This is a genomic window from Cohnella sp. SGD-V74, from assembly GCF_003001675.1.
Taxonomy (GTDB): domain Bacteria; phylum Bacillota; class Bacilli; order Paenibacillales; family Paenibacillaceae; genus Cohnella.
In genome coordinates this window covers 201310-214180 of record NZ_PVYW01000002.1, presented here as the reverse complement: position 1 = coordinate 214180, position 12871 = coordinate 201310, and the positions used below count along the sequence as shown (strand labels likewise).

Below are 12871 nucleotides of genomic sequence, written 5' to 3'. Positions count from 1 at the left end.
GGAAATTTCAGCGAGCGATTGCAGAGGGGGAACGGTTAGTTGGCGACAATGCCGGGTTATTCGTTTTCGACGATGTGGAATTTGCGGCGTCATCGGGTCGGCAGGGAGATGATCGAGGAGATTAAGAGGTTGGGATTCGAGTCAGTGGAACTGAACTATAACGTTACGGAGGAACTGCTCGACACGATCGTTCCGATGATCGAGCAGCAGGAAATCCGCATCTCGAGCGTGCACAACGTTTTCCCGTTCATCGCGGACAAGGACTACGATACGGATTCGGTCATGCTGGGCTTCGACGACGAGGAGAAGAGGCAGAGGTCCGTCGAGCTGCTGATCGGCTCGATCGAATACGCGCATCGATTCAATGCGCAGGGCGTTGTCATTCATCCGGGCGAGGTTCCGCTCGACCCGCGCATCGACTCCGAGCTGAAGCGGATATGGACGGAGCAAGGGAAGGATTCCCCGGCTTACGGCGCTTTGTGGGCCGAGCTGCGGGAGCGGCGCGACGAGCGGGCTCCGCTGTACGTAAGAAGAATCTCGGAGAGCCTTGAGCAGGTTTGCGAATATATCGCGCGCAAAGGATTGGACGTAAAGCTCGGCCTTGAGACGAGGTCGAGATGCTATCAGATTCCGACGCTTCGGGAAGCGGACGAAATTATAGCGAGTTTGCAAGGGGCTCCGGTCTATCTCTGGTACGATATCGGACACGGCACAATCATGGAGCGCATGGGCCTGTATGAGAACGGTGAGGAACTGCTCCGGTTGAAGGACAAAGTGCTCGGCGTTCATATCCACGAGACGGTCGGCTTGGTCGATCACTGGTGTCCGTATGTTCAAAGCGGGGACGATCGGTCCTTCGACAGGTTTCTGGAAGTGATTGAAGCCGCTCCGCTTAAGGTTTTCGAGCTGAGAGCGCAGAACACGCCGGAGGAGATCGAGGCAAGCTGCGGCATCCTGACGGAAAAAATGAAAATGCTTAGGAGCGCCGGTCAACCGGGCGTAGCGCCTGAGGAGTGCGGAATGGGGGGCGAGCGGCATGAGCGCGTACTTTGAAGCGCCGGACAGCATCGCCTATCGTCTCGGCACAGATCCGGGCGACGTCGTGTCCACGGTCGCGGAGCGGTACATCGGGGCCAATCCCCCGATTCCCTACATGCTTCGCGCGTTCAGCAGAGCGGGAATCGCCCAGGGTGAGGACGGCTTGTATCGTCTTGATTTCGGAGGGCGTTTTCCCGGGGCCGCTGCGGGCTCTTACGCTTACGCGTTCGGGCTGGTCTGGAGCGATACAGAACGCGGTCTGGATTTGGCTCTGCACTGTCTTGGCCCGGTCATGCTGTTTCTGAACGGTAGGCTGATCTATCGCTCGAACGCGGTCGATGAGGCGAGACCCGACCGTAAGGTGACGGTGGAAGCGAATTTCGTCAAAGGCTGGAACAGCTTGTTCGTCAAGGCGCGCCGTACGCCGGCCGGCTTCGGGTGCCTGCTCGGCGCGGAGGAGGCTAAGGTGCGCATTCTGAACGTTCTGGCTCCGTTCAGCGGCCGCAGCGGTCAAGCCGGCTGGGCGTATTCGGAGCCGTCGGAGACCGACGTTTACGGCGAGGATGCGCTTCCGGACGGGCTCGCCGACGAGCGGGGAGAGCCGGTCCGGTGGCTGCCGGACATGATCTGGACGGAGGAGGCTGCGGCGAGGTCGGTCTGCGAAAGGCTGTTCGGGCTGCAGCCGGGCAGGAAGGCCTGGGCGCGGTCCAAGCTTCGCGTAGAGACTCGCGGAGCGACTGTCGCATGGAGAGGGCGTTCGGAAGGCTCTCTTCGCGTCTGGGTGAACGGTCGTCTGCTTGAGGCTTGTTCGTCGGCAGATGGCACGTTCGGGGCTCATTCGGCTGAAGTCGCATTCGGGTCTCGTTCGGTCGAAGATGCATTCGGGGCTCGTTCGATCGAAGACGAGTTGGAAGCCTCAACGGCGCTGACGTACGGTCTGCACGATGTGCTGGTGGAGATTGGCTGCGGACAATCTTCCTGGGAGTGGGCGCTTACGGCCGCGATTGAAGGAAGCTCGTGCGGCTTCGAGCTTCCGGTCGCCGTGCAGGGGGCGCAAGCTGCCGGAAGCTGGCTGTACCTGGGCGCAGCGGATCGCGAGGAGGAGCTGGAGCCCGACAAGGCGATGGACTTATCCCGTGTGCATGGCAGGAGCGGCATGTACTGGCGGCTGGATCTGCCGGAAACTTGGGTGCGTCCTTATTACGAGAACGCGATGCTCAGCAACAAGTGGACGACCGGAGGCGCGACCAATTACGCCAGATGGGATTATCCGCTGGGCGTCACGATGTACGGCTTGCTCCGGGCGGGCAGAGCGCTGGGGCGCGAGGACTTTGTCGCCTATGCGCTGGAGCATGTCCGGGCGTGTACGGACTATTACGAGTACGCGCTGTGGGATCGGGACCAATACGGCTTTCCCTCCGTCAACCACCAACTCGTACTGATCCGCATGCTGGACAATTGCGGCTCCTTCGGCTCGGCCATGCTGGAGGCCGATGTTGGGCGGATAGCGTGCGAAGCTTCAGGAGATCGGCAGACAGAGGGCGAAGGTTCGGCGGCCGGGGTGATAACGTTCGAGGAGTCGAAGGAGCGGTGGATGGAGGGAGAAACTTCGACTGTCGGGCGGATTGCGGATGTTGGTTGCGTGGTCGAGCGGATAGCGAGCGAAGCTTCAGGAGATCCGCGGACTGGGGGCGAGGGTTCGGCTGTCGGACGGATTGCGGATGTTAGTTGCGTGGTCGAGCGGATAGCGATCGAAGCTTCAGGAGATCCGTGGATTGGGGGCGAGGATTCGACTGTCGGGCGGATTGCGGATGTTGGTTGCGTGGTCGAGCGGATAGCGAGCGAAGCTTCAGGAGGCCCGTGGATTGAGGGCGAGGGTTCGGCTGTCGGACGGATTGCGGATGATATCGCAGACTTTATGCTGCACCGTCTGGAGCGGCGCAAGGAGGACGGGGCGTTCTTCCGTGTTTGCGGGGGCGAGTATGCCGAGAATACGCTGTGGGCCGACGATCTGTACATGAGCGCGCCGTTCCTGGTCAGGTACTACTTGCGTACTGGGGAACGTTCCGCGCTGGACGAAGCGGTTCGTCAATTTTTGCTGTATAGACAATATCTGTTCATGCCCGAATCGAAGCTGATGTCGCATGTTCATGATTTCAAGCACGGCCAGGCGACGGGAGTTCCTTGGGGAAGAGGCAACGGCTGGACAGTCTTTTCCTTGTCCGAGCTGCTGGCAGTCGCGCCGGAGGATCACCCGCAGCGGGCGCAGCTTTTGAGCTTCTTCAACGAGTTGTGCGAAGGCTACCTTGCCGTCCAGGGAGACAACGGCCTATGGCGGCAGGTTCTGGACCAGCAGTCCGCCTACGAAGAAGCCTCCTGCACCGCCATGTTCGTCTACGCATTCGCGAGGGGAGTGCGCTACGGCTGGCTGTCCGATGAGGCCGACTATGTTCGAGCCGCCATCCTGGGTTGGGAAGGGCTGACCCGGCTGGCTATCGACCGTGAAGGCAACGTGTACGGCGTATGCAGCGGCTCCAGATACTCCTTCTCGCCGGACTATTACATGCATGATCTGAAGCCTGTTACGAACGACAACCACGGAATCGGCATCATGCTGCTGGTCGGCGTGGAGATACGTCTGCTGACGGAATGGCTGGCAAGCGAGAATGGAGTGACTGCCGCCTCCAGCGCAGAGAAATAATCACGCCACACGGTACAAAATCGGCAGAAGGAGCGGGGCACCGAGGGAGCGTGCCACACGGTACAATGCTGGCGGAAGAAGCGGAGTGTCGACGAATAAGCGCGCCACTCCCGCCCCCTCGCAGCTCCTGATCCATCTTCATGTACCCAGTACCCGACTCAGCACGGTTACAACGACGCAGCCAGCTTATTCGCAGCTCCAGCCCGACTCAGCACGGTTATTACAGCGCCGCAATCAGCACATTCGCAGCTCCAGCCCGACTCAGCACGGTTACAACGACGCAGCCAGCTTATTCGCAGCTCCAGCCCGACTCAGCACGGTTACAGCGCCGCAACCAGCACATTTGCAGCTCCAACCCGACTCAGCACGGTTACAGCGCCGCAACCAGCACATTTGCAGCTCCAACCCGACACAGCACGGTTACAGCGCCGCAACCAGCACATTTGCAGCTCCAACCCGACACAGCACGGTTACAGCGCCGCAACCAGCTCATTCGCAGCTCCAACCCGACACAGCAAGGTTACAGCGCCGCAACCAGCACATTTGCAGCTCCAACCCGACTCAGCAAGGTTACAGCGCCGCAACCAGCACATTTGCAGCTCCAGCCCGACACAGCACGGTTACAGCGACGCAACCAGCACATTCGCAGCTCCAGCCCGACACAGCAAGGTTACAGCGCCGCAACCAGCTCATTTACAGCTCCAACCCGACACAGCACGGTTGCAGCAACGCAACCAGCACATTTGCAGCTCCAACCCGACACAGCACGGTTACAGCGCCGCAACCAGCACATTCGCAGCTCCAGCCCGACACAGCACGGTTACAGCGACGTAACCAGCTCATTCGCAGCTCCAACCCGACACAGCACGGTTACAGCGACGCAGCCAGCTCATACGCAGCTCCAGCCCGATTCAGCAAGGTTACAGCGACGCAACCAGCTCATACGCAGCTCCAACCCGACTCAGCACGGTTACAACTAATTTCACTAACTCCGTTTGCCTCTTCACCATGCACCACGCACCATTTCTCCTTATCGCCCGCCCGTTGTGCTCATCAATCCCCTGCCTCCATACCCCAACTATCCCGTCGGACGACTTCGCTAAAGCGCTTACTTTTTTCTTGTTGACAATTCGGCGAGTTCGCGTTTATAGTTTAATTAAACGTTTAACCCAAAAGGGGGTCTGATTCGAAAGAGACCATGAGGAAAATTACGATAAAAGACGTAGCCCGCAACGCCGGAGTATCCATCGCAGCCGTATCATACGTCCTCAACGGCAAAGAGAACAAAGTGTCGCAGGACACGATCGTGAGAATCCACGAATCGATCAAGGAACTGAACTACATTCCCAGCATTACGGCAAGGGGACTGGTCAAGAACACCTCGGAGCTGATCGGCGTCATCATTCCCCAGACGGAGGATCACAAGCAGCTCGTCTTCGAAAACCCGTTTTACAGCGAGATGATCAGCGCGATCGAAGCGGTCGTTCGCGAAGACGGCTACCACATCATTCTTGCGGGCGTCGACAAAGGCAAAACGTATCTCGATATTTCCACCTCGCGCAATCTCGACGGAGCCATCATCATGGGCATCTACTCCGAGCAGCTCTATGAAGAATGCAAGCAGGCGAACATCCCGATCGTGCTTATCGACAGCTATGTGCACGACAACGAGTTCACGAACGTCGGCATCGACGACGAGTTGGGCGGCTACATGGCCACGAAGCATCTGATCGACAACGGGCACCGCAACATCGGGCTGGTCACCGGAATGATCCGCAAGGACGGAGTCGTGGAGAAAAGATTTCTCGGCTACAAGCGAGCCTTGCAGGAGGCCGGTTTGTTCTACAATCCGGATTACGTGTTCGAGAATTCGGTCAGCTACGTGCACGGCCGCAGCTCGGGCGCGCTGATCGCGGAGAAGTACCCGGAAATTACCGGCGTGTTCGCGACGGCGGACATGGTAGCGTTCGGCCTCATCCGCGGCATTAAGGAAGCCGGTAAGGAAGTGCCTGAGGATATTTCGGTCATCGGATTCGACGATATCTCGATGGCGCATATGTTTTTGCCGCCGCTGACGACGGTTAAGCAACAGATATTCCTCAAAGGCGAAACCGCCGCGAAGCTGTTGATCGACCAAATCCGCAAAAAGCGCGGAGCGAAGGCGCATGGCAAGAGAACGCACATCCCGCTTGAGATCGTGGAACGGGAGACGGTCCGCAATCTGCGCGGGGACTGAATCAGCGATCAACCGTAAGACCGCCAATCCGGTCGATCGGTGTCGAAAGTTAAACGCTTAAGCAAGCTTGTCCGTGCAACAATCGAATTATCAAATGACGTATAGGGGGATTTATTCGATGAGTAAGACAAGATTATTGAAGGCGCTTTCTTTCATTCTCGCAGTTGCATTAATCGCATCCCTGGCCGCCTGCAGCGGCAGCAAATCCAACAATGGCAACGGCAGCGCAAGCCCGAGCCAAGCGTCGCCAAGCGGCTCCTCGTCCGCCCCGGCTTCCAAGGACGAGATCGTGACGGTCAAGTTCGGCAACTTCTCCGGCTCCGGCGACACCGCCAAATATTTGGACCAGATGAAGGCCGAGTTCGAGCAAGCCAACCCGAACATCAAGATCGAGATAGAGACGATCGCTTACGGCGACTATTTTACGCAGATGCAAACTCGGGTAGCGGCGGGTCAAGCGCCGGACGCCTACGAGCTGAACTATGAAAATTTCGTGTCCTATGCGAAGAAAGGCGTGCTGCTCGACCTCAATCCTCTCTTCGACGCGACGCAGTTCGATAAATCGTCCCTGAACGCACAGGCGCTGAACGCTTTCTCCTCCGACGGGGTGCAGTACGGCATGCCGGGCAGCTTCTCCAACGTCCTGCTGATCTACAACAAGGAGCTGTTCGAGAAAGCGAACGCCGAGCTTCCGACCAAGGACTGGACCTGGAAGGAGTTCGACGACGCGGCCGCGAAGATCCGCGCACTCGATAAGAACACGTTCGGCGTGTTCCAGCCGATTCAGTTCCATGAATTTTACAAGCTTGTTCAGCAGAACAACGGCAGCCTGCTCAACGCTGACAAAACCGCGTTCACCGTCAACACGCCGGAAAACGTGGAAACGCTGCAAAGGCTCGTCGACCGGGTGCGCACGACGAACGTCATGCCGACGCAGGCGCAGCTCAGCGGCGTAGGGGATTGGGATCTGTTCAAAGCCGGCCGTCTCGGCATGATCGTCACCGGCGTATGGGCGTTCTCCGACTTCATGCAGAACATTACGTTCGAGTGGGACGTCGCCGTCGAGCCGGGCAACAAGCAGAAAGCGACGCACTTTTTCTCCAACGGACTGGTCATCAACAAGGACAGCAAAGTTGCCAACGCGGCGTTCGAATGGATCAAGTTCCTCAGCTCGAGCAAGGAAGCGGCGAAAATCCGCGTCGACGCGGGCTGGGAGCTGCCGGCCGTCACTTATCCGGACGTGCTGGAAGCGTACCTGTCGATGACGCCGCCGGCGAACCGCCAAGCCGTGTTCGATTCGCTCGACTACCTCGTCACGCCGCCGGTCATCGAGCAGTTCGGAGAGATGTCGGACATTCTGGGCATTCACCTGACGGCCGCCTCCGAAGGCGCGAAATCCGCGCAGCAGGCGCTCGACGACGCGCAGAAGGAATTGACCGAGAAAATCAAGCTGTAAGACGCGTTCGATATTCTAAGACGGCGAGGCTGCCACCGGATCGTTCGGTCTGATTCAGACGGACGGCCGCGGCCTGGCAGCCGCCGCTTCTTAACGCGAGGTGCTTCGACTTCATGCTCACTCATCGAAACCGGAGAAAATGGCTGACGATCATCCTGTTCCTGCTGCCTTCTTCGATCGGGCTGCTCGTGTTCAGCGTCATCCCGATTTTCTACTCGCTCGTCATCAGCTTCACGGACTGGAACGGGCTTAATCCATGGAACCTTGCGGCGGGAACGCCCGACTTCCTCGGCTTCGGCAACTTCAAGGAGATTCTGGCGGGCGAGGAGTTCTGGCGCGTACTCAAAAACACGATGTACTACATCGTGCTGTACATTCCGCTTATACTCGTCGCTTCCGTGCTGGCGGCCGTACTGCTGAATAACACGTACAAGGCGATCGGCCTGTACCGGGTCGTCTTCTTCATCCCGGTGCTGACCTCCTGGGTAGCCGCGGCGCTCATCTGGAAATGGCTGCTCAGCGACGATTACGGCCCGATCAACGCCATTCTCGGGTTCGTCGGCATCGACGGCCCGGCCTGGCTGCAGGACCGGACGTGGGCGATGCCGGGCATCGTGTTCGCCAGCATCTGGAAGGACATGGGCTTCTTCGCGCTCATTATGCTGGGCGGCTTGCAGGGGATCAACCCGACGTATTACGAGGCGGCGAATATCGACGGAGCGAATTTCTGGAGCCGCTTCACGAGAATTACGCTGCCGCTGCTGTCGCCGATGCTCTTTTTTGTGCTCGTCATCTGCATTATCAACTCGTTCCAGCTGTTCCCGCAGGTCATGATCATGACGCAGGACGCCGGTCCGTACGGCTCCACGCAGGTGATGGTCGAGCGAATCTACAAATACGCGTTCAAATATTACAAGATGGGGTACGCCTCGTCGTTCTCCTGGATTCTGTTCGTGATCATTTTCGCGTTCACCATCGTACAGATGAAGCTGCAGAGGAAGTGGGTGCATTATGACTCGTAGCCGGTTCGTTCAGCCTCTGCTGTTCTATGTTTTCGCGTCCATACTGGCCGTGTTCGCGCTCATTCCTTTTTTCTGGATGGTCAGTACGTCACTTAAGAGCAAGGGCGCCCTGATCAGCATTCCGATCGAATGGATTCCGGAGAAAATCTCGTTCGAGGGCTATAGCAAAATTTTCACCGTATTCCCGTTCGCCAAGGCGATCTTCAACAGCTTGTTCATCTCGGTAGCCAGCACAGGAATCGTGCTCGTATCCGCGCTGATGGCCGCTTATGTGTTCGCCAAGATCGAATTCAAGGGGCGCGAAGCCGTGTTTGCCCTGTTCCTGGCGACGATGATGGTGCCCGGCCAGGTGACGATGATTCCGGTGTTCCTCGTGCTGAAGGAATTCCAGCTGCTTAATTCGTTTACGGGGCTTCTTCTGCCCAGCGTGTTTAATCCGTTCGCCATTTTCATGCTCAGACAGTTCATCAAGACGATCCACAACGACTTCCTGGACGCGGCGTTTATCGACGGGGCTTCCCAGCCGAACATCTTCCTGCGCATTATTGTGCCGCTGTCGATGCCGATTATCGCGACGCTGGGCATCGTGACGTTCATGGGGGCGTGGAACGATTACTTCTGGCCGTTGATCGTGCTGTCGGACAGGGAATTGATGACCTTGCCGCTGGCGCTGAGCTCGCTTAACGGGCAGTACGGCAGCGAGTACAACACCTTGATGGCAGGCAGTTTGATCTCGATGCTGCCGATCATCGTGCTCTATATGTTCGCGCAAGGCTTCTTCAAGGCCGGACTTCAGATGGGAGGAATCAAGTAACCGATGAACAAGACGAGACAGGTGCTGCACGACGCGCTCAGGGACGGGGCGCTTCTCCGGTTCGGCGGAATGAAGATGGGGATTGTGAGGGAAGTCGGACCATGGCTGGAAAAGGTTGCGGAGCGAGCGGCCGGTCCGGATTCCTCCCCTCGCGAGCAGGCTTATTGGCTGTGGATCGTCGGGGAATACGTGAACCGCGGCGGGGAACGGGAACTTCTTGCGCGTTACTCCGAGCTGATCGAAGCGGCGGTCGCAAGCATCGCCGACAATTGGAACGCGGCCGATGCGCACTGGCTGTGGGACGAGGAACCGGACGTCTATCTGAGCAACCTGGCTCTCTATTACGCCGCATTAAGATCGATAGGCAACGTCTATCGATCGGACGCTGCGCAGAAGCTGTGCAAGGATATTCGGGAGGCGACGTTCGCTTCGTTCATGCACGGCAAGCATTTCGTCAGCCGCCAAGGGTCGGACGAGGTATGGGCGGACATCGTGGCCGCCGCGGTGCCGTTCGGCCTGCTCAGCGCCGGGGATCTCGCGATGCTGGAGGCGCTCGGGCGTCTTGACCCCGATCGGGTCGGAGGGGCCGAGGAGGCCGGGCTATTGGCCGGCTACTACGGTGAAGTCGGGGCGATCGGCCGCGCCCGCACGCTGCGCGACCGGGCGGCGGCGCTGTCCGAAGGCGAAGCGAACGCCTTCCTCGCTTGGGCCGAGGACCAGCTTGCGATCAAATCGCCGGGTTTTATCCCGGGAGAGGCTCAGAATGAGGGGGATGCGGGCATACGCTTCATCCATGCGCCGGTCGGCGGGGAAAGTCCGTATCAGTCGGGCAACAACGAACGCTATCCCCGGCTTGTCACTGTTGCGCAGAAGGTCGTCATCCGAACTTTTTCCGCGCCATTCCGGCCGGAAGACGACATCGTCCTGGAAGTCGTCGCGGGAGCAAGCGCGTCAACCTTCCTGAACATGCAAGCGGTGGAGAACGAGACCGGAGAACAGTACTGGGAAGCGGAGCTGGCGCCGTTCGCAGAGGTTGAGCAGGTGCGCTATCGGTTCGTTCGTAATCCGGGCGGCGCGGGGGAGGCGTCGGAGTGGTATCCGTTCGAGGTGCTGCGCTGGGCGAATCTGTCCAGACCGGCGGGGATTGCGGGGACGGAATCGGGCGGTGCTGCGGTTCGCTTCGAGCCGCTGACGGAGTCGGGCCCGGCGCCTTGCCTGGAGGCGAGGAATCATCCGAGCGGAGCGGTGTCGTTCCGGCTGGAACTGATCGACGGGGATAACCTCGCCGCGCAGGAGTGGAAGGAGGAAGGAAGCTGCCGCGTCGGAAGCGCGGAGGTGAGCGTGAACGGCGGTCGGTTCGCCGTGAAGGCGTTCGATGAGCAAGGCAATCTTGTATCGACGAGCTTCGATCAGGATGAAGCAGCGCCTTTCCAAGCGTTGATCGATCGGACGGGAACGGTCTATAAGCTGCGGCTCAACTTCGCTCTGAAGGACGGGGAGCGGTTGTACGGTATGGGAGAGAGATTCGCCCGGATGGAATTCCGCGGCTGCGAACTGGACAATTACGTCTTTAACCAATATAAGGACCAGGGCTTCCGGACGTACATTCCGGTGCCCGTCGTCTACAGCTCCGCCGGATACGGTCTCTACCTGCAAAGCTCGCTCTATTCGGTATTCCGATTCGGCACCGTTCGCGAGGATCTCATGCAGATCGAGGCGGACGCGGGGCGGGAGCGGCAGGCCGTCGATTACTGGCTGTTCGCCGGCAAGCCGCTTGAGCTCGTCGGCACGTTCGCCGAATTGACGGGCAAGCCGAAGCTGCCGCCGAAATGGGCGTTCGGCCCCTGGATGTCCAGCAATAACTGGGACAGCGAGCGGGAAGTGGACGAACAGCTGGCGCGAACGGCGGAGCACGCTATTCCGTCTACGGTTATGGTGCTGGAGCAGTGGAGCGACGAGTCGTCGTTTTACATTTTCAACGATGCGGGGTATGAGACGAAGTCGGGCTCGGAACGATTCGCATACGATGATTTTAGTTTTCCGGCTTGGGGGAGATGGCCGGATCCGCGCAAGCTGGTCGAGAGAATCCACGGGCAGGGCATCCGCGTTCTGCTGTGGCAGGCTCCCGTGATGAAGTTTATGGATGGCATCGCTCACGTCCAGCGGGACGAGGACGAGCGGTACATGGTGGAGCAGGCGTACGAGGTGCGGCATGCGGACGGCAGCCCATACCGCATCCCTGATTACGAATGGTTCAGAGGGAGTCTGGTGCCGGACTTCACGAACCCGGACGCCGCAGCCTGGTGGCTCGGCAAACGGCAATATTTGCTGGAGGACATCGGCATCGACGGCTTCAAGACGGACGGCGGGGAGTGCATCTACGGCTCGGACCTGCAATTCCATGACGGGCGGAGCGGCGCGGAGATGCGCAACGAATATCCGAACAGCTACATCGCCGCGTTCCAGCAGTTCGCGGACCGTTATGTGGCCGGAGGGGCGATTACGTTCAGCCGCGCAGGGTATACGGGGGCTCAGGCGATGCCGCTGCACTGGGCGGGCGACGAGAAATCTACGTTCGAGGCGTTCCGCGCAACGATCGTCGCCGGGCTGAGCTGCGGCATGTCGGGCATCCCGTTCTGGGGCTGGGATCTGGGCGGCTTCTCGGGAGACATTCCGACGGCGGAGCTGTACGTTCGCTCGGCGGCGATGGCCGCGTTCTGTCCGGTCATGCAGTACCACGCCGAGAGCAAAGGACAGTTCAACATGGACCGCACGCCATGGAACATCGCGGAACGCACGGGACGACCGGAGGTTCTGTCCCTGTACAAGCGGTTCGCCGATATCCGGATGAACCTGCTGCCGTACGTGTGGGAGCAGGCCGGAAAGAGCGCAGCCACGGGATATCCGTTGATGCGCGCGATGCTGCTCGCCTACCCGGACGATGAGAAATGCGCGGATCTGACGACGCAATATCTGTTTGGAGACAATCTGCTCGTCGCTCCCGTGGCGCAGGAAGGCGCCCTGGAGACTGAGGTTTATTTTCCGCAGGGTCGTTGGCTGTCGCTGTTCGATTCGGAAATCGTCGTCGGTCCGCGGACGGATACGGTCGAAGCCGGCTGGTCGGACATTCCGGTCTATCTGAGGGAGAACGCTGTCGTGCCGCTCAATCTCGGCGCTGCCCGCGAGCTGGCGGACGACGTGGGGAACGCGGTGGACCGCTATGCGAATCTCACCTTGATGATCTACGCGACGGACAGCCTGGTCTATCGCTTCGAGGACGAAGCGGGCTGCGTCATTGACCTGACCGTATCCAAGAGCGGCGCAGAGGTAGAGGCTCGGGTCGAAGTGCAAGGCGGCGAGGCTCCGATAACGCTCCTGTTCCGGGGATTAGAGCGGCAAGCCGTTAATGTGACGGAGGCCGGGCAAAGCTGGCGGCACGCGGATGCGGCTGGCGACCTATCCGCAGGGAGTTGGCGTGCCAGAGAGGGCGAGGCGCTCGTCTGCGCGGGGCAAGGCGACTATGTTTTCACGATAGAGTTGGGCCAACAATAAGCCGGCGCGGCCGGTTCACGAAGGGAGGTGATGCCCGGGCTTGGCATCTTGG

Annotated in this window: 7 protein-coding genes; all 7 read left to right on the top strand. The window is 59.4% G+C overall.

Annotation, left to right across the window (positions count from 1 at the left end):
* The first annotated feature begins 48 nt into the window (after window positions 1-48).
* The 7 genes from B0G52_RS03550 (at window position 49) to B0G52_RS03520 (ending at window position 12819) form a co-directional block, all read left to right on the top strand.
* Window positions 49-1053: a sugar phosphate isomerase/epimerase family protein gene (locus tag B0G52_RS03550; RefSeq protein WP_094042401.1), complete on the top strand. Its 1005-nt coding sequence runs from the start codon at window positions 49-51 to the stop codon at window positions 1051-1053.
* Window positions 1037-3739, top strand: a complete 2703-nt coding sequence (locus B0G52_RS03545; RefSeq protein WP_233162329.1) for a glycoside hydrolase family 88/105 protein — start codon at window positions 1037-1039, stop codon at window positions 3737-3739. The genes B0G52_RS03550 and B0G52_RS03545 overlap by 17 nt, the downstream gene beginning before the upstream one ends.
* Before the next feature lie 1198 nt (window positions 3740-4937).
* Window positions 4938-5975, top strand: coding sequence for a LacI family DNA-binding transcriptional regulator (locus B0G52_RS03540; protein ID WP_094042144.1), 1038 nt, complete (start codon window positions 4938-4940; stop codon window positions 5973-5975).
* A 118-nt stretch (window positions 5976-6093) separates the two neighbouring features.
* Entirely contained in the window at window positions 6094-7431 is a 1338-nt protein-coding gene (locus tag B0G52_RS03535) for an ABC transporter substrate-binding protein (RefSeq protein ID WP_094042143.1), read from the top strand.
* A gap of 113 nt (window positions 7432-7544) precedes the next feature.
* Window positions 7545-8453, top strand: coding sequence for a carbohydrate ABC transporter permease (locus B0G52_RS03530; protein WP_094042142.1), 909 nt, complete (start codon window positions 7545-7547; stop codon window positions 8451-8453).
* Window positions 8443-9267, top strand: a complete 825-nt coding sequence (locus B0G52_RS03525; protein WP_094042141.1) for a carbohydrate ABC transporter permease — start codon at window positions 8443-8445, stop codon at window positions 9265-9267. The genes B0G52_RS03530 and B0G52_RS03525 overlap by 11 nt, the downstream gene beginning before the upstream one ends.
* A gap of 3 nt (window positions 9268-9270) precedes the next feature.
* The gene (locus B0G52_RS03520; protein WP_094042140.1) at window positions 9271-12819 is read left to right on the top strand and encodes a glycoside hydrolase family 31 protein; all 3549 of its coding nucleotides are present in this window, start codon (window positions 9271-9273) and stop codon (window positions 12817-12819) included.
* The last annotated feature ends 52 nt before the right edge of the window (window positions 12820-12871 follow it).